General features: G+C 60.1%; 24 protein-coding genes, 5 tRNA genes and 2 pseudogenes. 21 read left to right on the top strand and 10 right to left on the bottom strand.

Going from position 1 to position 24,275, the window contains the following annotated elements; all coding sequences use genetic code 11:
• Positions 1-21 precede the first annotated feature (21 nt).
• Positions 22-1,131 (top strand): glycine oxidase ThiO, encoded by a 1,110-nt coding sequence (gene thiO, locus FBY10_RS00970; RefSeq protein WP_145335401.1) that lies wholly within the window; start codon positions 22-24, stop codon positions 1,129-1,131.
• Here the strand turns inward: thiO and FBY10_RS00975 are convergent.
• Positions 1,118-1,351: a PP0621 family protein gene (locus FBY10_RS00975; protein ID WP_145335399.1), complete on the bottom strand. Its 234-nt coding sequence runs from the start codon at positions 1,349-1,351 to the stop codon at positions 1,118-1,120. The two genes, thiO and FBY10_RS00975, sit on opposite strands and share 14 nt — an antisense overlap.
• A gap of 126 nt (positions 1,352-1,477) precedes the next feature.
• On the bottom strand, positions 1,478-2,503 hold the full coding sequence (locus FBY10_RS00980; RefSeq protein ID WP_131698489.1) for an outer membrane protein assembly factor BamD: 1,026 nt from the start codon (positions 2,501-2,503) through the stop codon (positions 1,478-1,480).
• Positions 2,504-2,652: 149 nt separating this feature from the next.
• Here FBY10_RS00980 and rluD point away from each other — a divergent pair, with 149 nt between their 5' ends.
• The 7 genes from rluD (at position 2,653) to FBY10_RS01015 (ending at position 7,763) form a co-directional block, all read left to right on the top strand.
• Positions 2,653-3,615 (top strand): 23S rRNA pseudouridine(1911/1915/1917) synthase RluD, encoded by a 963-nt coding sequence (gene rluD, locus FBY10_RS00985; RefSeq protein ID WP_090409564.1) that lies wholly within the window; start codon positions 2,653-2,655, stop codon positions 3,613-3,615.
• The gene (gene pgeF / locus FBY10_RS00990; protein ID WP_131698488.1) at positions 3,612-4,337 is read left to right on the top strand and encodes a peptidoglycan editing factor PgeF; all 726 of its coding nucleotides are present in this window, start codon (positions 3,612-3,614) and stop codon (positions 4,335-4,337) included. Before rluD ends, pgeF begins: the two co-directional genes overlap by 4 nt.
• A 146-nt stretch (positions 4,338-4,483) precedes the next feature.
• Positions 4,484-7,048, top strand: coding sequence for an ATP-dependent chaperone ClpB (gene clpB / locus FBY10_RS00995; RefSeq protein ID WP_131698487.1), 2,565 nt, complete (start codon positions 4,484-4,486; stop codon positions 7,046-7,048).
• 303 nt (positions 7,049-7,351) lie between these two features.
• A tRNA-Asn gene (locus FBY10_RS01000) sits at positions 7,352-7,427 on the top strand.
• 9 nt (positions 7,428-7,436) lie between these two features.
• A tRNA-Pro gene (locus FBY10_RS01005) sits at positions 7,437-7,513 on the top strand.
• A 5-nt stretch (positions 7,514-7,518) separates the two neighbouring features.
• A tRNA-Lys gene (locus tag FBY10_RS01010) sits at positions 7,519-7,594 on the top strand.
• Between the two features lie 92 nt (positions 7,595-7,686).
• Positions 7,687-7,763 (top strand) — tRNA-Pro (locus FBY10_RS01015).
• 131 nt (positions 7,764-7,894) lie between these two features.
• Here the strand turns inward: FBY10_RS01015 and FBY10_RS01020 are convergent.
• Genes FBY10_RS01020 through FBY10_RS01030 form a run of 3 tightly spaced genes read right to left on the bottom strand, consistent with a single transcriptional unit; the run spans position 7,895 to position 10,111 of the window.
• Positions 7,895-9,193 (bottom strand): NAD(P)/FAD-dependent oxidoreductase, encoded by a 1,299-nt coding sequence (locus FBY10_RS01020; protein ID WP_145335397.1) that lies wholly within the window; start codon positions 9,191-9,193, stop codon positions 7,895-7,897.
• 60 nt (positions 9,194-9,253) lie between these two features.
• Positions 9,254-9,427 carry a DUF3094 family protein gene (locus FBY10_RS01025; RefSeq protein ID WP_145335395.1) on the bottom strand — a complete coding sequence of 58 codons (174 nt, stop codon included), beginning with the start codon at positions 9,425-9,427 and terminating at the stop codon, positions 9,254-9,256.
• Positions 9,428-9,481: 54 nt separating this feature from the next.
• Positions 9,482-10,111, bottom strand: coding sequence for a DUF1780 domain-containing protein (locus FBY10_RS01030; RefSeq protein ID WP_027604891.1), 630 nt, complete (start codon positions 10,109-10,111; stop codon positions 9,482-9,484).
• 104 nt (positions 10,112-10,215) lie between these two features.
• On the opposite strand from FBY10_RS01030, the gene FBY10_RS01035 reads away from it, so the two are divergent.
• The 3 genes from FBY10_RS01035 (at position 10,216) to FBY10_RS01045 (ending at position 11,660) form a co-directional block, all read left to right on the top strand.
• Positions 10,216-10,683 (top strand): FAD/FMN-containing dehydrogenase, encoded by a 468-nt coding sequence (locus FBY10_RS01035; RefSeq protein ID WP_145335392.1) that lies wholly within the window; start codon positions 10,216-10,218, stop codon positions 10,681-10,683.
• Positions 10,680-11,369, top strand: coding sequence for an energy-coupling factor ABC transporter permease (locus FBY10_RS01040; RefSeq protein ID WP_145335391.1), 690 nt, complete (start codon positions 10,680-10,682; stop codon positions 11,367-11,369). Before FBY10_RS01035 ends, FBY10_RS01040 begins: the two co-directional genes overlap by 4 nt.
• Positions 11,370-11,444: 75 nt before the next feature.
• Positions 11,445-11,660, top strand: a complete 216-nt coding sequence (locus tag FBY10_RS01045) for a hypothetical protein (RefSeq protein WP_003171680.1) — start codon at positions 11,445-11,447, stop codon at positions 11,658-11,660.
• Here FBY10_RS01045 and yacG read toward each other — a convergent pair.
• Genes yacG through FBY10_RS01065 form a run of 4 tightly spaced genes read right to left on the bottom strand, consistent with a single transcriptional unit; the run spans position 11,657 to position 14,545 of the window.
• Positions 11,657-11,857 carry a DNA gyrase inhibitor YacG gene (yacG, locus tag FBY10_RS01050; RefSeq protein WP_003188437.1) on the bottom strand — a complete coding sequence of 67 codons (201 nt, stop codon included), beginning with the start codon at positions 11,855-11,857 and terminating at the stop codon, positions 11,657-11,659. The two genes, FBY10_RS01045 and yacG, sit on opposite strands and share 4 nt — an antisense overlap.
• The gene (gene coaE, locus FBY10_RS01055) at positions 11,854-12,477 is read right to left on the bottom strand and encodes a dephospho-CoA kinase (protein ID WP_027604887.1); all 624 of its coding nucleotides are present in this window, start codon (positions 12,475-12,477) and stop codon (positions 11,854-11,856) included. Before coaE ends, yacG begins: the two co-directional genes overlap by 4 nt.
• Positions 12,474-13,340 carry an A24 family peptidase gene (locus tag FBY10_RS01060; protein WP_145335389.1) on the bottom strand — a complete coding sequence of 289 codons (867 nt, stop codon included), beginning with the start codon at positions 13,338-13,340 and terminating at the stop codon, positions 12,474-12,476. Before FBY10_RS01060 ends, coaE begins: the two co-directional genes overlap by 4 nt.
• The gene (locus FBY10_RS01065; RefSeq protein ID WP_145335387.1) at positions 13,337-14,545 is read right to left on the bottom strand and encodes a type II secretion system F family protein; all 1,209 of its coding nucleotides are present in this window, start codon (positions 14,543-14,545) and stop codon (positions 13,337-13,339) included. The genes FBY10_RS01060 and FBY10_RS01065 overlap by 4 nt, the downstream gene beginning before the upstream one ends.
• Before the next feature lie 202 nt (positions 14,546-14,747).
• Between FBY10_RS01065 and FBY10_RS01070 the strand changes: the two genes are divergently transcribed.
• The 5 genes and pseudogenes from FBY10_RS01070 to FBY10_RS31995 all read left to right on the top strand — a co-directional run.
• Positions 14,748-15,158 (top strand): pilin, encoded by a 411-nt coding sequence (locus FBY10_RS01070; RefSeq protein WP_131698538.1) that lies wholly within the window; start codon positions 14,748-14,750, stop codon positions 15,156-15,158.
• A gap of 35 nt (positions 15,159-15,193) precedes the next feature.
• Positions 15,194-16,594, top strand: a complete 1,401-nt coding sequence (locus FBY10_RS01075; protein WP_131698481.1) for an O-antigen ligase — start codon at positions 15,194-15,196, stop codon at positions 16,592-16,594.
• A 48-nt stretch (positions 16,595-16,642) separates the two neighbouring features.
• Positions 16,643-16,715 (top strand) — tRNA-Thr (locus FBY10_RS01080).
• Between the two features lie 178 nt (positions 16,716-16,893).
• A complete protein-coding gene (locus tag FBY10_RS01085) occupies positions 16,894-17,199 on the top strand; it encodes a DUF6388 family protein (protein ID WP_027604882.1) in 306 nt (101 codons plus the stop codon).
• A gap of 21 nt (positions 17,200-17,220) precedes the next feature.
• Positions 17,221-17,310: pseudogene (locus FBY10_RS31995) on the top strand (outer membrane lipoprotein carrier protein LolA); the annotation flags it as partial.
• A 7-nt stretch (positions 17,311-17,317) separates the two neighbouring features.
• Here the strand turns inward: FBY10_RS31995 and nadC are convergent.
• Positions 17,318-18,166 carry a carboxylating nicotinate-nucleotide diphosphorylase gene (gene nadC / locus FBY10_RS01090; protein ID WP_131698480.1) on the bottom strand — a complete coding sequence of 283 codons (849 nt, stop codon included), beginning with the start codon at positions 18,164-18,166 and terminating at the stop codon, positions 17,318-17,320.
• A gap of 245 nt (positions 18,167-18,411) precedes the next feature.
• Between nadC and FBY10_RS01095 the strand changes: the two genes are divergently transcribed.
• The 5 genes and pseudogenes from FBY10_RS01095 (at position 18,412) to FBY10_RS32095 (ending at position 24,233) form a co-directional block, all read left to right on the top strand.
• Complete coding sequence (locus FBY10_RS01095) at positions 18,412-20,562, top strand: DUF1631 domain-containing protein (protein ID WP_145335385.1); 2,151 nt, start codon at positions 18,412-18,414, stop codon at positions 20,560-20,562.
• Positions 20,563-20,623: 61 nt separating this feature from the next.
• Positions 20,624-21,187: a 1,6-anhydro-N-acetylmuramyl-L-alanine amidase AmpD gene (ampD, locus tag FBY10_RS01100; protein ID WP_145335383.1), complete on the top strand. Its 564-nt coding sequence runs from the start codon at positions 20,624-20,626 to the stop codon at positions 21,185-21,187.
• Positions 21,184-22,020 carry a regulatory signaling modulator protein AmpE gene (gene ampE / locus FBY10_RS01105; protein WP_145335381.1) on the top strand — a complete coding sequence of 279 codons (837 nt, stop codon included), beginning with the start codon at positions 21,184-21,186 and terminating at the stop codon, positions 22,018-22,020. Before ampD ends, ampE begins: the two co-directional genes overlap by 4 nt.
• A 1,157-nt stretch (positions 22,021-23,177) precedes the next feature.
• Positions 23,178-23,375 (top strand): annotated as a pseudogene (locus FBY10_RS32090) (HAMP domain-containing protein); the annotation flags it as partial.
• A 153-nt stretch (positions 23,376-23,528) separates the two neighbouring features.
• The gene (locus FBY10_RS32095; protein WP_371920961.1) at positions 23,529-24,233 is read left to right on the top strand and encodes a methyl-accepting chemotaxis protein; all 705 of its coding nucleotides are present in this window, start codon (positions 23,529-23,531) and stop codon (positions 24,231-24,233) included.
• Positions 24,234-24,275: the final 42 nt, after the last annotated feature.

Consider the following 24,275-nt stretch of genomic DNA (forward strand, 5'->3'; position numbering starts at 1 on the left):
ATTTATCGGCTGGATCAAATGATGGCTAAGCAACAGCAAGTGGTGATTGTCGGTGGCGGAGTCATCGGCTTGTTGACGGCGTTTAATCTGGCGACCCAGGGGCAGGCTGTAACCCTGCTGGAGCGCGCCGGTGTCGGGCAGGAGTCGTCATGGGCGGGCGGGGGCATTGTGTCGCCACTCTATCCGTGGCGCTACAGCCCGGCGGTCACAGCGTTGGCCCATTGGTCCCAGGACTTTTATCCGCAACTGGCTGATCGGCTGTTTGCCGCTACCGGTGTCGACCCGGAGGTTCATACCACGGGCTTGTACTGGCTGGACCTGGACGACGAAACCGAGGCACTGGACTGGGCGGCCCGTGAAGGCCGGCCCCTGAGCAAAGTGAATGTATCTGCCGCCCATGATGCTGTCCCTGTTCTGGGCGGTGGGTATTCCCAGGCAATCTACATGGCCAACGTGGCCAACGTGCGCAATCCGCGCCTGGTCAAATCCCTGAAGGCCGCGCTATTGGCGTTGCCTGCCGTGACCGTTCACGAACAGTGTGAAGTGACCGGTTTTATTCTGGACGGCGGCAATGTCGTTGGCGTGGATACGGCAGAGGGGCCGATTCTGGGGGATCAAGTGGTGCTTGCAGCGGGGGCGTGGAGCGGTGAGTTGCTCGCCATGTTGGGACTGGCGCTGCCGGTGGAGCCGGTCAAGGGGCAGATGATTTTGTACAAGTGCGCCTCGGACTTCCTGTCGAGCATGGTCCTGGCCAAAGGGCGTTATGCGATCCCTCGGCGTGACGGACACATTCTCATCGGCAGCACGCTGGAACATGAGGGGTTCGACAAGACGCCTACCGACACCGCACTGGAAAGCCTCAAGGCCTCGGCTGTGGAACTGATTCCAGCCCTGGCCGACGCCGAAGTGGTGGGGCATTGGGCCGGCTTGCGGCCCGGCTCGCCGGAGGGCATCCCCTATATCGGCCGGGTCCCCGGTTTTAAAGGGCTGTGGCTCAACTGCGGTCATTACCGCAACGGGTTGGTCCTGGCGCCGGCATCGTGCCAGTTATTTGTCGATTTGCTACTGGAACGTGCTCCGATTATCGACCCGGCACCCTATGCCCCCGAAGGTCGGATCAACGCTGGATAGATTTCGGTCCTTGCTCCAGATGCCCCTGGGTGCAATACCACTCCTGGCGCGAACTCAGAGCGCGATCCTGTGGCAAGTGCACGCCGCAGTGTGCACAACGCACCATCAATGCTGCACCGGGCTCGCTGGTGCGTTGCTGCCTGGCGGTCGGGCTTTTGAATTTGCGCCAGAACCATACCGCGGCAGCAATAACGGCAATCCAGAACAGAAGACGAAGCATGATGGGCGGATTCTCGATAAGTAATGCGCCAGTTTAGCCAAGGACGTGGCAGGCGCACAGCGCAATAATGCTAACCCATAAAAAAGGAGCCCCTCGGGGCTCCTTTTTTGCGTTGCGTCGACAGACTCAGTCGAACACACCGAAGGTCATGTAGCTGAACCACGAGCGGTCCTGGTTGTTGCCCAGGGCCTGCGGCTCTTCTTCCTCGATCACGTCGCCGTTCTCGTCATGCGGCTTGAGGTCCGAAGGAATGGCTTCCTTGGCATCCTGGAACTGCTTGATCACGTCCTGGTTGGCGCGGGTTTCACCCGGCGGCAACGGTGGACGCGATTCGATCAGGCCCAGGGTGTACTTGCTCAGCCACGAACGGTTGTCCGCTTCGGCAACCTGAGGCACGAACTGGCCGTCTTTCAGGCTCGGGTGATCAGGGTAGTTGAGCTTCAGGGTTTCCAGGCTGGTGTTGGCCAGCTCGTCCAGGTGCAGACGCTGGTAAGCCTCGGTCATCACCGCCAGGCCGTCACCCACGGACGGCGTTTCCTGGAAGTTTTCTACGACATAACGACCACGGTTGGCGGCGGCTACATAAGCCTGACGGGTCAGGTAGTAGTGGGCCACGTGGATTTCATAGGACGCCAGCAGGTTGCGCAGGTAGATCATGCGCTGCTTGGCATCCGGTGCGTAGCGGCTGTTTGGATAGCGGCTGGTCAGCTGGGCGAACTCGTTGTAGGAGTCGCGGGCGGCGCCCGGGTCACGCTTGGTCATGTCCAGCGGCAGGAAGCGCGCCAGCAGGCCAACATCCTGGTCGAACGAGGTCAGGCCCTTCAAATAGTAGGCGTAGTCCACGTTCGGGTGCTGCGGGTGCAGGCGGATGAAACGCTCGGCGGCGGACTTGGCCGCTTCCGGCTCGGCGTTCTTGTAGTTGGCGTAGATCAGCTCAAGCTGGGCCTGGTCGGCGTAGCGCCCGAACGGATAACGCGACTCCAGTGCCTTCAGCTTCGCTGTGGCGCTGGTGTAGCTATTATTGTCCAAGTCTTTCTGTGCCAGTTGGTACAGCTCGACTTCGCTCAGGTTTTCGTCGACGACTTCCTTTGTTGACGAGCAAGCAGCAGTCATGGCGAGGATGGCGATCAGCAGCAGGTGTTTCACTTGCATGGCGGCTTGCGTCCCTATGACGGCCGCTGTCTTGGGCGGGGCCGTCCTGTTATGATGAGCGCCCCGTTGAAAGCCTCGGGGCAAAAGACGCCGTATTTAACCACAAGCGCGCAGCCGAAACCAAAGGCTGTGCCACGCCTAGTCTGAGCATGTCCGATAAAATTGAACTTCGCGCAGAGGTGCCGTCCGAATTGGGCGGCCAACGCCTCGATCAAGTCGCCGCACAATTATTCGCTGAGCACTCGCGCTCGCGCCTTTCCGCCTGGATCAAAGACGGCCGCCTGACTGTGGATGGAGCGGTTATCCGCCCGCGAGACACAGTCCATGGTGGTGCGATTCTTGAGCTGACTGCCGAGCAGGAAGCCCAGGGAGAATGGGTCGCCCAGGACATCGAGCTGGATATCGTCTATGAAGACGACGACATCCTGGTCATCAACAAACCCGCAGGCCTGGTGGTTCACCCGGCGGCCGGGCACGCTGATGGCACTTTGCTCAATGCCCTCCTGCACCACATCCCGGACATTATCAACGTGCCGCGTTGCGGCATCGTGCACCGTCTGGACAAAGACACCACCGGCTTGATGGTGGTGGCCAAGACCATTCAGGCGCAAACGCAACTGGTGACGCAATTGCAGAGCCGCAGCGTCAGCCGTATCTACGAGTGCATCGTGATCGGCGTGGTCGTGGCGGGTGGCAAGATCAACGCCCCGATCGGTCGCCACGGCCAGCAGCGCCAGCGTATGGCGGTGATGGAAGGCGGCAAGCAGGCGGTGAGCCACTACCGCGTGCTGGAGCGTTTTCGGTCCCACACCCATGTGCGGGTCAAGCTGGAAACCGGTCGTACCCACCAGATTCGCGTGCATATGGCCCATATCAACTTCCCGTTGGTAGGCGATCCTGCCTACGGTGGCCGCTTCCGCATTCCGCCTGCGGCGAGCCAGACCATGGTCGAATCGCTCAAGACGTTCCCGCGCCAGGCCTTGCATGCACGTTTCCTGGAGCTGGACCATCCGACGAGCGGTAAGCGCATGAGCTGGGAATCGCCACTTCCAGACGATTTTGTCTGGTTGCTGTCGCTGCTCAAGCAGGATCGCGAGGCGTTTGTCGGGTGAACAACTGGCTGATTCCTGACTGGCCCGCGCCTGTCGGGGTGAAAGCCTGTGTGACTACCCGTACGGGCGGCGTCAGCCTGGCGCCGTTCGACAGCCTTAACCTGGGCGATCACGTTGAGGACAGCCTTGAGGCCGTCCTTGAGAATCGTCGTCGCCTTACCGAAGCCTTCGATATTCAGCCGGCCTGGCTGCGCCAAGTTCATGGCGTGGATGTGGTTGAGGCCGACCCTGGCCGCACCGCCAAAGCCGACGGCAGCTGGAGCAGCACCCCTGGCATAGCCTGCACCGCGATGACCGCCGATTGCCTGCCTGCGTTGTTCTGCAATCGTGCCGGCACCCGTGTCGCGGCAGCCCATGCCGGCTGGCGTGGGCTGGCGGCTGGTGTGTTGGAAGCCGCTTTTGAACGCCTGGATGCCGAGCCTGCCGACGTACTGGTCTGGCTGGGCCCGGCGATTGGCCCGCAAGCCTTTGAAGTCGGCCCCGAAGTGCGTGAAGCCTTCATTCAGCAACTGCCGACAACGGTCGAAGCCTTTGTACCAAGCCGCAATCCCGGCAAATTCATGGCCGATATCTATCAGTTGGCCCGCCTGCGCCTTGCTGCGCGTGGCGTCACTGCTGTTTATGGTGGTGGCTTCTGCACCGTGACCGATCCACGCTTCTTTTCGTACCGGCGCAGCCCCCGCACCGGACGTTTTGCCTCCCTTATCTGGCTTGAGCGCTAGACTCTGCTGATCTGGGTCAATGCTGATCCATATCAACCGCCGCTTGCTTGAATCTTCCAGAATCCACCCCATCTATAAGGGTATCTGGCAGGTTTCTTCATTCAGGATGTTTTATAGCTCCGGCCTGCTCAAAAGGAAGGTGACTAATGCGTATTGATCGTTTAACCAGCAAATTGCAGTTGGCCTTATCGGACTCCCAATCCTTGGCGGTGGGTCTCGACCACCCGGCCATCGAGCCTGCGCACTTGATGCAGGCGCTCCTGGAACAGCAAGGTGGTTCTATCAAGCCCTTGTTGATGCAGGTGGGCTTTGATGTCAGCAGCCTGCGCAAGGAATTGAGCAAAGAGCTCGACCAACTGCCGAAAATCCAAAATCCGACCGGGGACGTGAATATGTCCCAGGATTTGGCGCGCCTGCTCAACCAGGCCGATCGCCTGGCCCAGCAGAAGGGTGACCAGTTCATCTCCAGCGAACTGGTGCTGCTCGCCGCCATGGACGAGAACAGCAAGCTTGGCAAGTTGCTACTCGGCCAGGGTGTAAGCAAGAAAGCCCTGGAAAACGCCATCAACAACCTGCGTGGTGGTGATGCGGTTAACGACCCTAACCACGAGGAATCGCGCCAGGCCCTGGACAAGTACACCGTCGATCTGACCAAGCGTGCCGAAGAGGGCAAGCTTGACCCAGTGATCGGCCGTGACGATGAAATTCGTCGCACCATCCAGGTTCTGCAGCGTCGCACCAAGAACAACCCGGTGCTGATCGGTGAGCCTGGCGTGGGTAAAACCGCGATTGCCGAAGGGTTGGCCCAGCGCATCATCAATGGTGAAGTGCCGGACGGTCTTAAAGGCAAGCGCCTGCTGTCCCTGGATATGGGGTCGTTGATCGCCGGTGCAAAGTTTCGCGGTGAGTTCGAAGAGCGCCTGAAATCCCTGCTTAATGAACTGTCGAAGCAGGAAGGGCAGATCATTCTGTTTATCGACGAACTGCACACCATGGTCGGCGCCGGTAAAGGCGAGGGCTCCATGGATGCTGGCAACATGCTCAAGCCCGCCTTGGCGCGAGGCGAGTTGCATTGTGTCGGTGCTACTACGCTCAACGAGTATCGCCAGTACATTGAAAAGGACGCGGCCCTTGAGCGTCGTTTCCAGAAAGTCCTGGTGGAAGAGCCGAGCGAAGAGGACACCATCGCGATCCTGCGGGGCCTGAAAGAGCGCTACGAGGTCCACCATAAAGTGGCGATCACCGACGGCGCGATCATTGCGGCGGCCAAATTGAGCCATCGCTACATCACCGACCGTCAATTGCCGGACAAGGCCATCGACTTGATCGACGAAGCGGCCAGCCGCATTCGCATGGAGATCGACTCCAAGCCGGAAGTGCTCGACCGCCTGGATCGTCGCCTGATTCAACTGAAAGTCGAATCCCAGGCACTTAAGAAAGAAGAGGACGAGGCAGCCAAGAAACGCCTGGAAAAACTCCAGGAGGAGATCCTCCGCCTGGAACGCGAGTATTCGGACCTTGAAGAAATCTGGACCTCGGAAAAAGCCGAAGTACAGGGCTCTGCGCAGATCCAGCAAAAGATCGAGCAGTCGCGCCAGGAGCTGGAAGCCGCACGCCGTAAAGGCGACCTGAACCGCATGGCCGAGTTGCAGTACGGGGTGATCCCGGACCTGGAACGCAGCCTGCAGATGGTCGACCAGCACGGTAAGGCTGAAAATCAGCTGTTGCGCAGCAAGGTGACCGAGGAAGAAATCGCTGAGGTCGTCTCCAAATGGACCGGTATCCCCGTGTCGAAAATGCTCGAAGGCGAGCGTGACAAGCTGCTGAAGATGGAGCACCTGTTGCACCAGCGCGTGATCGGCCAGGAAGAGGCCGTCGTGGCGGTGTCCAACGCGGTTCGCCGCTCCCGTGCAGGCTTGTCCGACCCGAATCGCCCGAGCGGCTCGTTCATGTTCCTCGGCCCGACCGGCGTGGGTAAGACCGAGCTGTGCAAGGCATTGGCCGAGTTCCTCTTTGATACTGAAGAGGCCATGGTGCGGATCGATATGTCCGAGTTCATGGAGAAACACTCTGTGGCTCGCCTGATCGGTGCTCCACCAGGCTACGTAGGCTATGAGGAAGGCGGTTACCTGACCGAAGCCGTGCGGCGTAAGCCTTACTCGGTGATCCTGCTGGATGAGGTCGAGAAGGCTCACCCGGACGTATTCAACATCTTGCTGCAAGTGCTGGAAGATGGTCGGCTTACGGACAGCCACGGGCGTACGGTGGACTTCCGCAACACGGTGATCGTGATGACCTCCAACCTGGGCTCGGCGCAGATCCAGGAGCTGGTAGGTGATCGTGAGGCCCAGCGCGCGGCTGTAATGGATGCGTTGACTACGCACTTCCGTCCGGAATTCATCAACCGGGTCGACGAAGTGGTGATCTTCGAGCCATTGGCGCGGGATCAGATCGCGGGCATCACCGAGATCCAGTTGGGGCGTCTGCGCGGTCGCCTGGCGGAACGCGAGTTGTCGCTGGAACTGAGCCGCGAGGCGTTGGACAAGCTGATCGCGGTCGGTTACGACCCGGTGTATGGCGCACGACCTTTGAAGCGTGCGATCCAGCGCTGGATCGAGAACCCGCTGGCGCAGTTGATCCTGTCGGGCAGCTTTATGCCGGGCACCAGCGTCGAGGCGACTGTGGAGAACGACGAAATCGTCTTCCACTGAGCCCGAATTGCACTGCAATAAGAGAAGGCCCTGCATCCCAGGGCCTTTTTTTTCGATAGGGCGTTGAACTGTAAGGCAAAGGCTTGTAAAGTGCGCCCCGCAGCAACGTCAGCCCACGGGTTTCTTCTCCCCAAGAAGAAATCAGAAAGAAGCGCAAATCATTGTCTTAAAAGCAATTTAAAGGGTTGACAGGGGTTTTTAAGATTGTAGAATAGCGCGCCTCAGAGACGCTAACGTAGCGATACGGACAGGGTCGAAGAGAAGGTTACACAGCAGTAAAAGTTGTACTTTGAAATATGTAGTTCCGTGATAGCTCAGTCGGTAGAGCAAATGACTGTTAATCATTGGGTCCCAGGTTCGAGTCCTGGTCACGGAGCCAATTTCAAACCGGGGTATAGCGCAGTCCGGTAGCGCGCCTGCTTTGGGAGCAGGATGTCGGGAGTTCGAATCCCCCTACCCCGACCATATTTGGGTCGTTAGCTCAGTTGGTAGAGCAGTTGGCTTTTAACCAATTGGTCGTAGGTTCGAATCCCACACGACCCACCATTTTTGAGACCAGTTAACGCTGGAATCGAATCTTAAGATCAGAGGCCAAAAGCGCTGATCGAAGAAGGCGACTGAAAGGTCGCCTTTTTTTCCGGGGTATAGCGCAGTCCGGTAGCGCGCCTGCTTTGGGAGCAGGATGTCAGGAGTTCGAATCCCCTTACCCCGACCATATTAAAAATCCTCGTATCGAAAGATACGGGGATTTTTTTTGCCTGAAATTATCTCAACTCCAACATAAAACTAATGTGGGAGAGGCGGTTCCCCTCCCACATTGAACGAGTCCCACCAGGGACTCTGCCGTCAGTGAAGTTTCAGGCGCGGTTCAGTCCCGCGGCCAATCTTGCTGCCCAGCATCAACATCGCCGTGCGGAAGAAGCCATACAGCGCCATCTGGTGCATGCGGTACAGAGACACATAGAACATCCGCGCCAGCCAGCCCTCCAGCATCACGCTGCCGGTCAGGTTGCCCATCAGGTTACCTACCGCCGAGAAACGCGACAGCGAGATCAGCGACCCATAGTCGGTGTACTTGTACGACGGCAGGTCCTTGCCTTCGATACGCAGTTTCAACGACTTGGCCAGCAACGAGGCCTGTTGGTGCGCGGCCTGGGCCCGTGGCGGCACATTACGATCGGTGTCCGGTTGCGGGCAGGCGGCGCAGTCGCCAAAGGCGAAGATGTTTTCATCGCGGGTGGTTTGCAGAGTGGGCAGCACTTGCAGTTGATTGATGCGGTTGGTTTCCAGGCCGTCGATGTCCTTGAGGAAGCCCGGTGCACGAATCCCGGCGGCCCACACTTTGAGGCTGGCAGGAATCACCTGGCCACTGCTGGTGATCAATGCGTCTGCGGTCACTTCGCTGACCGCAGAGTTGGTCAGTACCGTCACCCCGAGCTTCTCCAGGGTTTTATGCACCGGCCCGCCGATCCGCTCCGGCAGGGCCGGCAGTACACGTGGGCCTGCTTCGATCAGGGTGATGTGCATGTTTTCCGGCTTGATGCGGTCCAGGCCATACGCCGCCAACTCATGGGCGGCGTTATGCAGTTCGGCGGCCAATTCGACCCCGGTCGCACCCGCGCCGACGATGGCAACGCTGATCTTTTCCACCACATCGGTCTGCCCGGCATGGGCGCGCAGGTAGTGGTTCAGCAACTGCTGGTGGAAGCGCTCGGCCTGCTTGCGTGTATCGAGGAACAGGCAGTGCTGTGCCGCGCCCTCGGTGCCGAAATCGTTGGTGGTGCTGCCTACCGCAATCACCAGGCTGTCATAGCCCAGCACGCGCGCAGGCACCAATTCGCGGCCTTCTTCGTCGAGGGTGGCGGCCAGCTGGATTTTCTTCTGCTCACGGTCGAGCCCGCTCATGCGCCCCAGCTGGAACTCGAAGTGGTTCCATTTGGCCTGGGCGACGTAATTGAGTTCGTCTTCCGAAGAGTTCAGTGAGCCGGCAGCGACTTCGTGCAGCAAAGGCTTCCAGATGTGGGTGAGGTTGGCGTCCACCAGCGTGATGCTGGCGGTGCCGCGCTTGCCCAGAGTCTTACCCAGGCGCGTAGCCAACTCCAGGCCGCCGGCGCCGCCGCCGACGATAATAATACGATGGGTCATGGGGATATCTCGCAAGGCTAAAAGAAATCGGAGCAGTTACCCCCGCGAGCGCCAGGCAGCTCATAGCGTCAGGTAACTCAAAAGGCGGCTCAGCAGGCCGAGCCCGATCACCACCATCAGCACCACACCAAGGAGCAGCCACGGCCGGAAAGGCTTGCGCTCGACTCGGTTCTGGGAAAGTTGCAGGTACTCTTCGACATGCTGTTGGTCGTCGGGGTTCAGGCGGCTGGTCATATAAGGCCTCGTCAGGTAGACGTTGCAAAGGGGCGCCACGTTACAGCGAGGGGATCAGAGGCTGATGCCCACGTCGAACACTATGCTGCGACCCAAGTTGTTGCGCAAGAAATCCGGCGCGTCCGGGTGGGCGAACAGCACCCGTGCAAACGTTGGCCCCACCAGCGACAGCGAGCGCCAGCCCTGGCGCAGGTATTCCGTTGGCGGTGGGAAGTGGCTGTTGAGGTCGAGCACTTCGCGCTTGAGACTGGTGAAGGCGACGATATCCAACTCGCCCAGGTCCATGCCGCGCTCCTTATAGTTGTGCGCTTTTTTGCGCAGCGTGGGTGCCAGGCGCAGCAGGAATTCATGGGCGGGGATGCGCCGAGGCTTGGCTTCGCGGCGCACCAGTTGGCTCAGGGAAAATGCACTGCGCCGGCGTAGCAACTCATCGCGCCATTCGTCGTTCAGGCGCCGGCCTTCATCGAGTACGAAAAACACCTCGAAACTGGCATCGCGAAACAGCACGTCAGGCGGCTCTTGCCCGGCGGGATGAAACTCTTCGGCGCGGTAGGGCACATTCAAGCCTTGCAGCAGGCGCTGGCAAACCCAACGCTCACGCTCCCATTTGCGGGCATTGGACAGGAACGCATTGGCTTGTTCGGCTGCTACGGTGAGCAGGCGCAAATAATCTGAGTCATCCATGCTTGCAGCTTAGCGTCCAAATGATGACCGCAGGAAGTCCTGCTGCAAAAGCCAGGGTGTAGACTGGCCTTTCAAGCGTAATTCCCCCGAATGAGGAGCGTGCAGTGAAGTTTCTGGTGGTGCTATTGCTAAGTGTTTTACCGGTATGGGCACAGGCTATTGAAGTGGGCGAACGCCTCGCTCCCTGGACCTTGCTCGATCAATTCGACCAAGCCTATACCCTCGATAACCAGGCGCAGATTCTGTTGGTGGCGCGCAGCATGGACGCGGCCAAGCTGGTCGACGCGGCGCTGCAAGGCCAACCTAAAGGCTACCTCGAAGCGCGGCATGCAGTGTTCGTCGCTGACATCCAGCGCATGCCTCGACTGATCGCCAAATTGTTCGCGGTACCGGCCATGCAATCCTACAACTACCGCGTCATGCTGGACCGTGACGCGCGTATCGCCCCGCGTTATCCCGCGGCGGCGGATAAAGTGCTGTGGCTGCAGCTGGATAACGGTACGTTGGTTTCTCAACATGAATACGGCACCGCTGCCGAACTGCGCCAGGCCCTGGAGCAGGTGAAGCCGTGATCAGCGCCGCAGTGCTGGCGCCCACAACCCTCGGCATCGGCTGGCTGTTGTATGCGCCGGTGCTGTTATGGGCGATCCTGCGCTCGCCCTGGGTCGAGTTGTTTGCCGACCGGCGGCGTCAGCATTTGCTGTTCGGTACGGTGTTCGCACTGTTCATGTTGTGGTTGGTGCGACGGGATTTCGACACCGGAGTGTCCTACCACTTTATCGGTATGACCGCCGTAACCCTGCTGCTGGATTGGCCCCTGGCCATCGTCGGTGGTTTTGCCGCCCAGTTCGGGTTAATGCTGCTTGGGCGCCAGGACCTGACAGCCCTTGGCGTCAACGGCCTGCTGCTGGTCGTGCTGCCGGTGCTGATCACCGAAGGCTGTGCGCTTGTGGTCGAGCGAGCGCAGCCGCGCAATCCCTTCGTGTATATCTTCTGCTCCGGTTTTTTTGCTGCCGCGTTGTCGGCCTTGTTTTGCCTGCTGCTGGGGCTCGGGTTGCTGTGGTTCGACGGTCGTTTTGCTATGCCGGAATGGCTGGAGGATTTCGTCGGTTACCTGTGGCTGATCATCTTCCCCGAGGCCTTTATCAACGGGATGGTGATCAGCGCACTGGTGGTGTTTTGTCCGGAATGGCTGGAGACATTCAACCGCACACGCTACCTCTCGGCACCCTGGAAGGATGACGAATCGCAGCGTTGACCCAGATCAAATCTCGCGCAGCCGAGCAGGCCCATGCTCTGCGAAATTTTCCTAGGCAAGGCGGGAGCACGAATCATGAGTGTGTACGAGTGGGCACGGCAGGAGTTGCGCAGAAGCCAGGATGCGGCACAGGAAATCGGTTTCGACCCAGGCTTGACCCTGCGCGCGATGCTCAGTGCGGTGGTACAGCAGAGCAAGGGCGTACGCAGTTTCGAAGACCTGGCCGACGAGCTGCAATACCTCGCAGAAAACCTCGACGACCAGCAGGAATACGCCTTTATGCGGCCTTAGTGGCGTGGCGGCAAGTCTTCGGAAAACAGCTCGTCTTCGGCATCCGGAGCCACGGGAATCTTGTGTTCCTCGGCGGCCCACGCGCCCAGGTCGATGAGTTTGCAACGGTCCGAGCAGAACGGCCGGTTGAGGTTGGTCGCTTTCCATTCCACGGGTGCGCCGCAGGTTGGGCAGTCGACGGTCAAGGGTTGGCTCATGATCGGCCTCCACGCAAAGTAAGGTAAAAGTGGTGCAGTCGCTCGACCTCGCTGTGCAGCCAGGCGAGGTCTTGGTCATTGACCAGCACGTCATCGGCATGGTTCAGGCGGTCTTCACGGCTGGACTGGGCCTTGAGGATTGCCTGAACCTGTTGTTCGCTGATGCCGTCGCGCTGCAGGGTACGCTGAATCTGCAGCGATTGCGGCACATCGATCACCAGGATGCGCTGGGTCATGCTGTACTGGCCCGATTCGATCAGCAGCGGTGACACCAGGATCGCGTAAGGCGAGCGGGCGCGAGCCAGGTGACTGCGAATCTCCTCGCCAATCAACGGGTGCAGCAGGGCTTCCAGCCAGCGGCGCTCTTCGGGCACCTCAAAGATCAGCTTGCGCAGAGCTGCGCGGTCCAGCTGGCCGTCAGGCTGCAATACGCCAGCACCAAAATGCTCGGCGATGCGTGCCAATGCCGGGCGGCCGGGTTCGACCACCCAGCGCGCGGCGTGATCGGCGTCCACCAGGTCAATGCCCAGGTCGATAAAGTGCTGGGCTGCCGCACTTTTACCGCTGCCGATGCCGCCAGTGAGGCCAAGAATCCAGGGTGTTGCAACAGGAGTGGTCATCTGAAACCGACAGACTGCAAATAGAAGTCGGTTATTTGACCACCCCAGAGCACTGCAATCCAGCCGGCAATTGCCAGATACGGGCCAAATGGCATCGGCGTGGACGTCTGGGTCTTGTGCAGGCGCATCATGATCAACCCGACAACCACCCCCACCAGCGAGGACATCAACAGTGTCATCGGCAATAGCTGCCAGCCACCCCAGGCGCCGAGCAGGGCCAGCAACTTGAAATCACCGTGGCCCATGCCGTCTTTGCCGGTGACCAGCTTGAACAGCCAGAACACGCTCCACAGGCTCATGTAGCCGATCACGGTACCCCATAGCGCGTCGGCTAATGTCGTCAGTAATCCAAAGCTGTTGACGATCAGCCCCAGCCACAGCAATGGCAGCACCAGCACATCCGGCAGCAACTGGTGGTCTGCATCGATCAGGCTCATCGCCAGTAATCCCCAACTCAACACCAGCAGCGCTGCGGCTTCCCAGCCAAAGCCGAAATGCCAGGCGACCCCTGCCGAGATCAACCCGCAGGCGAGTTCGGTGAAAGGGTAGCGGGGGCTGATGGCCCCCCGGCAATGGGCGCAGCGGCCCCTGAGTATCAGGTAGCTGAGCAGTGGGATATTTTCCCAGGGCCGAATGGGATGATCACAGTGTGGGCAGCATGAGTTGGGGTGCATCAGGTTGTAGGTCGGCCCGTCAGGTTCGGCAGGTAGACCGAGCATCTCATGGGCCTGGGCACGCCATTCCCGTTCGAGCATTTTAGGCAGGCGCCAGACCAGCACGTTGAGGAAGCTGCCGACGATGAGCCCCAGTACCAACGCTATGGCGACAAAAGCCCATGGGTGCTCGTTCAGCAGCACGCTCAAAATGCGCTCCCTAATTGGAAGACCGGCAGGTACATGGCGATGACCAGCGCGCCGACAATCCCCCCCAGGACCACCATGATCGACGGCTCCATCAGGCTGGTGAGGTTGTCGACCTGGTTGTCCACCTCCGCTTCATAGTGGCTGGCGACCTTTTCCAGCATGTATTCCAGGGTGCCCGACTCTTCGCCGATCGCCGTCATCTGGATCGCCATGCTGGGAAACAGGCCACTGTTGACCATGGATTGATTCAGTTGCATACCAGTGGATACATCGTGACGCATATGTTCGATTGCCTGTTTGAACGGGCCATTTCCCACGGCGCCGGCGACTGAATCCAATGCCTGTACCAGTGGGACACCGGCGGCAAAGGTCGTGGAGAGCGTGCGGGCGTAACGGGCCACAGCGGATTTTGTCAGCAGTTTGCCTGCCAGGGGCGCTTTCAACAAACCGGCGTCCAGCCAGTAGCGAAAACCCGACGAGGTCCGATAAGCCTGGCGAAGTCCCATGGCGCCCGCGGCTATGCCCAACACCAGCATCCACCATGCGTGCTGCATGAACGCCGACAAGGCGATCACATGTAAGGTAAATGCCGGCAGTTTGCCGTCGACCCCGGCGAACAGGCTTTGGAACTGCGGCACCACATGGACCAGCAGTATGCCGGTGACCAGGCTGGCAACCACCAGGACTGCAATGGGGTACGTCATGGCCTTTTTGATCCTGGCCTTGAGCTGCTCACTTTTTTCCCGGTGGATCGCCACCCTTTCCAGCAGTGTCTCAAGCGCCCCGGCCTGTTCGCCGGCGGCCACCAGGTTGCAGTACAGCGCATCGAAATAACGCGGTTGTTTGCGCAATGCATCAGCCAGGCTGCTGCCGGCCGCGATCGCCTGTTTAAGTCCTTGCACCTGTTCGCGCACTGCTCGGTTGTCGACGCCTTCGCTGATGATGTCGAAGGCTTGCAGAAGTGGAACCCCTGCCTTCAGCAGCGTAGCCAGTTGGCGAGTGAGCAGGGTGATGTCAGCCGCTTTGACTGATGGTGCGAGGCTTGGCAGCAGCGGAGATTGCTTGCGCACACGGCCGGGGCTGATCCCTTGCTGGCGCAGTTGTGCCTTGACCAGGGCAGGGTTGTGCCCCTTGGTTTGCCCGGACACCCTGCGCCCTTTGCGGTTGATGCCTTCCCAGGCGTAAATCGTCGAAGCATTGTTCATGTCGCGGTTCCGCATACAGACTGTCGAAGATTTATAGCTTAGTCAGGTGACGGATTCGGGCATGCCGATGGCGCAGGATAAAAATGTCAGAATGTGCGTCTTGAACGCGATTGACCGCTTGCGGGTGAGTACACTGGCGCCGTTGCAAAAACGGGGTGCAGGACGCGCCTTGTCATGAGTTCTATTCTGGAGAGTGAATGTGATACGTCAGAAAGGCTTTACCCTGATCGAGTTGTTGATCGTCGTGGCAATCATCGGCATTTTGGCCACCATCGGCTTGCCCATGTACACCACGCACCAGGCCAAGGCCAAGTTCACTGCCGGCCTGGCTGAAATTGCCGCGTTGAAGGCCGGCTACGAAGACACCATCAACCAGGGCACCGTACCTACCTTGGCCTTGATCGGCGGCACCAGTCCCACCGCCAACTGCAAGATCGATGTGGCAGGCGACGTGGCCACGGGCGCGGGCTCCATCAGCTGCGAAATACTCGACGCGCCGGCGCCGGTGCTGGGCAAGACCATCAGCCTGGTGCGCAGCGCCACCGGCTGGAAGTGCACGACTACCGCTGAAGCGAAATATGTCGGCAAGGGCTGCGGCACCGACGGGGCATAACTGCTAAACCATCCACAGGGAGGTCGAGGTGGCCGATGGCGTTATCCGTACAGCAGCGAGGCGGAGTTTTCCTGATAGCAACTGCGTGCCTGATGACTGTCGGGATTTGCGCACCGTTCGGTGGGCATGATCTACAGCGTGGAATGCAAATTGCCATCGGGTTTTGCGCGGTGCTGTATGGGTTGTCGGTTACCTCGACTGAACCTTGGGTGGACAGGCCCACGGCCTGGGGAGTAGCGCTGGTTGTCGGGCTGGGCCTGCTGTCTTCGGCGCTTGCCCATCAGCCGCTGTGGGCGCTCACCGAAGTGGCGCTGTTTATCAGCTGCGCGGCGATTGCCGTCGCCTTTTCCCTGCTTCGTCGTCACGGCGGCGAGTCTTTGGATCGCGTGCTGATCCTGGTTGTGGTGGTGTTGTGCCTGATCAAGTCGGCCGAGTATCTCTATGCCGGTACGCTCGCGTTCACCAGTGGCGAGCGCGCGCTGGACCCTGACCGGCTGTTGTCCGGCTTTTCCAACAAGCGTTTCTACGGCCAGTTTCAGACATTTACCCTGCCATTGCTGGCGCTGCCTTTACTGATCCCGAATATCTCCCGTGCCTTGCGAGGTGCGATGTTTGCGTTGCTGTGTGTCTGGTGGCTGATCGCAATCAGCGGCGGCACGCGGGGTACCTGGCTCGGTATGGGCGTGGCAGGCCTGGTGTTGGCGGTGCTTGGGCCTTGGGGGCGTCGCTGGCTGGGCTGGCAGTTGGCCGCGGTGTTGGTTGGGCTGTTGCTGTATTGGCTGATATTCACGGTGCTGGCGGATTACCTGGGGATTGAGCTCTCCAGTGGTGCCGGAGATCGCCTCACCACCTCGCTGTCGGGACGTGGCCCGATCTGGTGGCAGGCGTGGTACATGCTCGTCGAGCGGCCGTGGCTTGGTTTCGGGCCGATGCATTTTGCCGATATCGCCAACAGGATTGCCGCTCATCCCCATCAGGCGATTCTGCAATGGGCCAGCGAATGGGGTGTGCCCTCGGCGCTGTGCGTGGCGGTGCTGGCAGGGCGAGGCGGCTGGGCCATGTTGGCTGTGCTACGCGAGCGAGCGCTGTCCGCCGAGCGTGTTGACCTGCTGCGTTTGTGCCTGTCTGCGGCGTTGGTGGGGGCGCTGGTGCAGTCCATGGTCGATGGCGTGATCGTGATGCCCAACTCCCAGGTCTGGTTGGCGCTGGTGGTGGGCTGGCTGATGGCGCTGCATGTGTCGCACATGCCAGCAAGCGCTGCGCTGCCGTTGGCCCGGAACCTATGGAAAGCCTTGAGTGTGTTGGCCGTTGGTCTGTTGGTGTTTATCGCGATGCGCGATGTGCCTCACCTCCAGCAAGCCCAGCAGCAGTACCAGGACGGCGAAGGTCGTCACCTGCAACCACGCTTCTGGGCTCAGGGGGTCATTGCCCGTTGAAGGGCGCAAGTTGCCGGACGCCCGATGCGGTGCTAGCTTTAGCTCACCGCCCGTGTAGCTCAGTTGGTAGAGCAGCGCACTCGTAACGCGAAGGTCGCAGGTTCGATTCCTGTCTCGGGCAAAAAGGCGCTACTGTTTTAGCTGCGGTGTTTTAACGGCAGTGTTTCAAAGGCAATGTTTTCAGATGATCCCAGAATGGTTCTGAAGGCCAGACGAGTTGGCACGTGTGCCCGCTCTTTTGTATCTGCGCAACCTTGATGACCCAGATGCATCCCCATTCCTCGATCTAAGAGAACAACATGACCACGACTGAAATGACCCAGGAAGTTCGGCATCAAGCAGCCCTCGAAAAATACCTTGAGGAATCGCCGCAGCTTAAAGAAGAGATCAAGGACCTGAGCGCCGATGATCAGCGCGACCAGATCCAGTGGGCCTTCGAGGACGAAGCCGAGAGCCAGGGCTTCCAGCCTTGGGAACTGACCCTCAAGTACACCTCGACACCGGAAGAATTCGAAGCGGCACGGCTGGCCTTGCACAAAGAGGCGGCCGAGGTGCTGGGTGTCGAATGGGAAGAGTATTGCGAGATGAACGATTTGGTCGTTTAAAAGCAGCTTGTAGGAGCGAGCTTGCTCGCGAAAATCGCTAACGATGACGCGGGCTGCCTGGTTCCCTGCGGCATTCTCAGGTTTTTCGCGAGCAAGCTCGCTCCTACCGTTAAGGTGCTCAAATACTGAGACGCATCGACAAATCCACTGCTTTCACATCCTTGGTCATCGCACCAATGGAGATGTAGTCCACCCCCGTCTCGGCGATAGGCAGCAGGGTGGTTTCATTGATCCCGCCGCTGGCTTCCAGCTTGGCCTTGCCGCCGTTCAGGCGCACGGCTTCACGCATATCTTCCAGGCTCAATTCATCGAGCATGATGATGTCGGCGCCCGCCGCCAGCGCTTCGCGCAGTTCGTCCAGGCTCTCCACTTCGATTTCCACCGGCTTGCCGGGTGCGATCTTGTGGGCGGCGCTGATGGCTTGGGCAATCCCGCCACAGGCCGCGATATGGTTTTCCTTGATCAGGAACGCGTCATACAAACCGATGCGGTGGTTGTGGCAGCCACCGCAGGTCACCGCGTATTTCTGCGCCAGGCGCAGGCCGGGCAGGGTTTTTCGGGTGTCCAGCAGCTTCACCTGGGTGCTGGCGACAAAATCCGCCAGGAACCGAGCACGTGTGGCGACCCCGGAGAGCAATTGCAGGAAGTTCAGGGCAGAGCGTTCGCCACTGAGCAGCGAACGCGCCGGACCTTCCAGACGGAACAGGACTTGGTTGGGGCTGACGCGCTCGCCGTCGGCCACCTGCCAGTGCACGGCAACCCGCGGGTCCAGTTGGCGGAATACCGCGTCCACCCATGCTGTGCCGGCGATGACGGCGTCGTCGCGGGTAATGATGGTGGCCGTGGCCAGCCGTTCGGCCGGGATCAACTGTGCGGTGATGTCGCCGCTGCCGATGTCTTCCAGGAGCGCGCGGCGCACGTTGGCTTCGATTTCGGCGGTGAGGTCGGCAAGACGGAGATTTGGCATAACAGGCTCCACAAACAAAGTGCCCCGATTATAGGGGCAGCGTGCGTTTGAACCCAGGCTCACCACTCATTTACAGCGCAATGTCAGAGTTTGCTGGCGCAACCGCACTCATTTGCAAGATAATCTTGCGCCTTGCAATTGGCGTCATAGCTTTGACGCCCTGGTGGTAACCGGTTATCCACAGCGCTTATTGGGCCTGTACACGATCTTTCCCCAACGCTTTACCGCCGTTTCAGGAGGCCAGGATGCACAATGACGGAAAGGTGGTGCCGATCAACAAGGCACAAGCCACGCCATCGCCGCTCGCGCGCCTGCCGGTGGTGTTGCTGCAGGTTCGGGACAAGGCGGCGCAGCAGTTGCAGCAGGGTTTGCAGGAACTGTTCGATAACGCCGACGACACCTTGTTCGAAATGGCCGACAAGGCTCGCAGCAACGTGGACCACCATATTTTCTTTGAAGCCATGCGCGACCTGCGCCTCAAGCGCAAGAATTTCGAGCGCGTGTTCATGGAGCGGCTGTTCGAGGCCTTTGGAAGCCTGGGGCAGGCGGGGCATGGTGAGCTTCAGTTGGTGCCGGTGGTGTCCTATGACGCGGCCTCAGGCACGTCCAGGGACGACCTGGAAAAAGCTGTCGCGCTTGAGGCCATGCTAGGCCGGGTGCGTCACCGCGACGGCCTGGCGCTGTCGCAACTCACTGCACGCTTGAGTGTATTGCTCGGCAATCGCCTGGACGACCGTGAGAACCCCCTGGGCCCGGCGCTGCTGTGCGAGTTTTTCCTGCGTGCCGGGCGCAGTCTGGGCGTGGAGATCCGCGTCAAGCTGATCATGCTCAAGCTGTTTGAAAAGTACGTCCTCAGTGATGCTGACCAACTGTACGGTGAAGCCAATCAACTGCTGGTCGCGACCGGCGTGTTGCCGGAACTCAAGGCCGTGCCATCCCGTCGTCCTGGCGGTCGTGCCACCCGCGATCATCATCGCGAGGAGGCATTGTCGAGCGCCGACCAACCCGTCGACGAAAATGGCCAGCAAGCCTTCACCGCCTTGCAGGCATTGTTGACCGTCGTGCGCGGTAGCGTGTCGCCTACCCTTGAAGCCAGTGCCGAACCCCAGCCCATCGCCACCCGCGATCTGCTGCGCCTGTTATCCCATTTGCAGCAGTACGTCCCGGAGCCGGACGCCGAAGATGATTTTGACTTGTGTAACCAGCTCGAGCAGTTGCTCACCCGTGTCAGCGTCAAGAGTGGCAAGTCGCGGGTGGTGGAGGATGCGGATGAAGATGTGATCAACCTGATCGCCCTGCTGTTCGAATTTATCCTTAATGACCGCGCGGTGCCGGACGCCTTCAAGGCCTTGATTGGCCGCCTGCAGATCCCGATGCTGAAAGTGGCGGTGCTGGACAAGAGCTTTTTCAGTCGCCCCGGCCACCCGGCTCGGCGCCTGTTGAATGAAATCGCGACCACTGCCATGGGCTGGAGCCCCGTCGATGACTTCCAGCGCGACAGCCTGTACCTGCGCATAGAGCAGGTGGTTCAGCGTTTACTCAATGAGTTTGTTGAAGATCCGGCGATTTTTTCCCAATTGCTGACTGAATTCACAGCGTTCACCGCCGATGAGCGTCGTCGTAGCGAATTGCTTGAACAACACACCCGCAATGCTGAAGAAGGGCGCGTGCGCACTGAAGCGGCGCGTACGCGGGTGGCTGAGGTACTCAATCGACGGATGCTGGGCAAGGTTTTGCCGCAGGCGGTGGTGCAGTTCCTGCAACAGGCCTGGAGCCAGGTGCTGTTGCTGGCCAGCCTCAAGCACGGCGAGCAGTCGGTGCAATGGCAGGCAGGGCTGCGCACCATGGATGAGCTGATCTGGAGTGTCAGCCTGCCGGCAGACACTGAAGCCGGGGTGCACTTGCTGGAGCAGTTGCCGGGGTTGCTCAAGGCACTGCGCGACGGCTTGACCAGCGCTGCATTCGACCCCTTCAGCACCCGCGATTTTTTTGTGCGCTTGCAGACCCTGCATGTCCGGCCGCCCGAGGGGGGCGATGGATGGCTCGAAGTGCGTGAGCCCTTTGTGTTCAGCGCACTGCCGCTCGATCCAGTCGAGGGCCTGCCGGACGATGATCCGGACCTGGCCAAGGTGCACCAATTGCGAATCGGCGACTGGTTCGTGTTCCAGCAGGGCCAGGCAGGCACCCTGCGGTGCAAGCTGACGGCGATCATGGCGCCGGCCAGCACCTATGTTTTCGTCGGCCGTACCGGGCTCAAGGTCCTGGAGAAGAGTGCGGGCCAACTGGCGATGGCGTTCAAACGGGGCGCGCTGCATAACCTGGACGATGAGCCGCTGTTCGAGCGGGCGCTGGCGGCGGTGGTGGGCAAGCTGCGTCAACTCAATCGCGGCAAGTGATCGCAACCACGGGGTCGAACGCGGCATACTGGTCACACTTAGTCACGTTCAAGGATCCTGTATGCAGTTGGACCCCGCCAGCGGTTGGTGCCAGGGCATTCGCCATTGCCCCTCACCCAACTTCAACGAGCGCCCGACAGGCGAAATCTCGCTGTTGGTGGTGCATAACATCAGCCTGCCACCCGCGCAGTTTGCCACCGGCAAAGTGCAGGAGTTTTTCCAGAATCGCCTGGACGTCACGGAACATCCCTACTTTGAAGGGATTGCCGACCTACGGGTGTCTGCGCATTTTCTGATTGAGCGCGATGGCACGGTGACGCAGTTTGTGTCCTGTATCGACCGGGCCTGGCATGCCGGGGTCTCGTGCTTCGAAGGGCGTGAGACGTGCAATGACTTTTCCTTGGGGATAGAGCTTGAGGGCACGGATGATTTGCCGTTCACCAACCCTCAGTATGTATCGCTGATCGACCTGACCCGTCAGTTGCTGGCAGCCTACCCAGGTATTACGCCGCAGCGTATTTGCGGCCATAGCGATATTGCTCCGGGGCGCAAGACCGATCCCGGCCCCGCTTTTGATTGGGCGCGCTTTCGCAGCGCCCTGCAGGATGGAGGACACGCACGATGAGTTTTCTGGTGTTGGTGTTGGCAGTGTGGATCGAGAAGTTCTCGGCCATGCGCCAGCGGTTGCAGCGTGACGGCGGCTGGTTGCGCGAATTGGCCAAGTTGGAGTCGAGCCCGCGCACGGGCAAGCAGCCTTGGCTGATTCTGGTCCTGCTGGTGTTGCTGCCGGTGGCGTTGCTGGCGTTGTTGTTGCTGGTGCTGGAACCGGTGGCCTATGGTTTGTTGGCGCTGCCGGTGCACTTGCTGGTGGTGATCTACAGCCTGGGCCGTGGCGATCTATTGGCTGGGCTGGGGCCATTTCGTGATGCCTGGCGCCGTGGTGACCTGCAGGCGGCCGAACATGTGGCCGAGCGCGACCTGAAGCTGGGCGCCGACAGCGGCGAGCAACTGCTGGAGCGCGTCCAGGGCTATCTGTTGTGGCAGGTCTACCAGAGCTTCTTCGCCGTGATTTTCTGGTACTTCCTGTTAGGGCCGGTCGCCGCGCTGGCCTATCGACTGCTGGCGCTCGCCAGTGAGCATAGCCACAACCCTCTGGTGGCTGAGCGCGCCGGGCAGCTGCGTCACGCGTTTGACTGGTTGCCGGTGCGCTTGCTGGCGGCCAGTTTTGCGCTGGTGGGCAATTTCGTCGCGGTCAGCCGTGTCATGCTTCACGAGTTGCTGAGCTGGGACATCAGCGCGGCGCAACTGGTGGAAAAAGTCGGTCTGGTCGCCGCTGAAATCCCCCCTCCGGCCGTGGGTGCCGACGGCATCAACAGCCTGGATCGCCTGTGGGAACTGCTGCTGCGTGCGGCGGTGCTGTGGTATGCCGGCTTCGCCATCTGGACGGTGTTGCCCTGATTCCTGTGATAAGCGGGCTTGCCCCGCGCCGGGCTGCGCAGCAGCCCCCCCGCAATCCTGGTTCGTTAACTTTACGTTACAAAACTCCCTTTCAAATTGAGCTATACAGACAGAGCGCCAAATAGTGGCTTTCTGCCGCCGCCCTGCGCCTCAATAAAAATAAAAGAAAGGGGAGGTCACCTGTGAAGAGCTTGCTCTATCCCGCCATCGCGCTGATGAACCGTCTTAGCTTCGGCCTGAAGTTCAGCCTGATCAGCGTGCTGTTCCTGCTGCCGATGCTGGCGACCAACTATTACCTGGTGCGCGATTCCTGGCGCGAATTCCAGGGCACTCGTGTCGAGCTGCAAAGCCTGGATTTGCTCGGCAGCAGCCTGGTCCTGCGCCGTGACCTGGAAACCCTGAATAACCAGGTGCAGATCAACGCAACGCTCGGTCAGTCCGGCAAGGCCGCTGACCTTGAGGACAAGATCAGCGCGTTGGAGCAGAGCGTGCTCGCCCGTCTGCAAGGCCTCAACCCGATGGCTGCCGAACCTGAGCAAATCGCCGCCTTTGAAGGTAAGCGTGACGAACTGATCGCGGCCTTCCAGGCCCAGCAGCAGGAAAGCTCGCTGCAGAGCAAAAGTGCGTTGATCGGCAAGTTGCTCAATAAGGCACAGATGCTCAGCCAGATCATTGCCAGCCAGTCCGGCTTGAGCCGCGACCCCCAGAGTGACTTGCGCCAACTCAGCGAACTGATCACCAGCGTCACCCCGCAGGTCACCCAGACCTTGGGAGAAGGTCGGGCGATGGGCGCCTACTCCCTGGGCCAGGGTTTTCTCAACTCATCTTCCAGTACCCGCTTCGACGAACTGCTGCAACAGTTGGAAAAGCTCCAGGCCGAATACGCCTTGAAATTGCAGGACGTCCTGGGCTCCAGCAACGCCGCGCATGCGGCACTCGACAGCCTGGCCAAGGCCAGTAACGCCAGCCTCAAGCACGGCAGTGAGTTATTTGAAGAACAGGTGGTGATGGCCGAAACCCTTGATGCCCCCTGGCAGGGTTTCTATGACAGCGTCAGCCAATTGATGGACCACACCTATCAGCTCGATGACGCCACCCTGATGTTCCTCGGGCAGCAACTGGAGCAGCGCCTGGCGCAGAACCGTACGCACATGGTGATGCTGGTCTCGGCGCTGACGGCGGTGTTTTTGCTGATTTTCTACCTGTATGCGGGGTTCTACGCGTCTACGCGTACTACGTTGCGGCGTCTGGGGGCGATGATGGACAAGGTGGCCGCCGGCGACATGACCGTTACCTTTGTTGCCCAAAGCCGCGATGAGTTGGGCGATCTGGGCCAAGTGTTCAACGGTACCGTAGCGAAAATCCATGACTTGATCGAGCGCGTCGGGCACACCGTCAGCCAGGTCGAATTACAGGCCGGTCAAGTGGAAACGGTCTCGGCCCGGAGCAATCAGGCGGTCTCTGGCCAGCGCATGCAGATTGAGCAGGTGGCGACGGCCATGAACCAAATGTCTTCCACAGCCCAGGAGGTGGCGCGCAATGCGGCGGCGGCGGTCAGCAGTGCCCACAGCGTCAACGATGAAACCGTCAACGGCCGTGGCCTGGTGCAATCCCAGCAGGGCAGCATTGCGCAGCTGGCCTCGGAGATCGACCAGTCGGTAAGGGTGATCAACCAATTGGCCACTGACAGCCAATCCATCAGCAGCGTCCTGGAGGTGATCAAAAGCATCGCCGAGCAGACCAACCTGTTGGCACTCAATGCGGCCATCGAGGCCGCGCGGGCCGGTGAGCAGGGACGCGGCTTTGCCGTGGTGGCCGACGAGGTGCGAACCCTGGCCCGGCGGACCCAGCATTCCACCGAAGAAATCGAACAAATGATCAGCCGCCTGCACAGCGGCGTGGCAGCGGCCGTGAAGGCCATGGGCAGCAGCCATGAAATGGCCAGCGGCACCGTGGAACAGTCGGATAAGGTCCAGCAAGCCCTGGAAAATATCCTCGGTGCCGTGGGCATGATCGTCGATCAGAATCAGCAGATCGCCGCGGCTGTGGAGCAGCAGACCGCCGTTGCTCATGACATCGACCAGAATATCGTCGAAATCAATCGTGCCGGCGAGCACGCTGCCGAAGGCGCGCATCAGACTGAAGCGGCGAGCCGGCAGCTGTCGATACAGGTGATCGAATTGAAGCAACTGATCGGGGCCTTTCGTGTGTAAGGCGATGTCGTAGGATTGGTCTTGGTTTGGTGTAGTGCCTGT

It is taken from the genome of Pseudomonas sp. SJZ103, from assembly GCF_007828335.1.
Taxonomy (GTDB): Bacteria; Pseudomonadota; Gammaproteobacteria; order Pseudomonadales; family Pseudomonadaceae; genus Aquipseudomonas.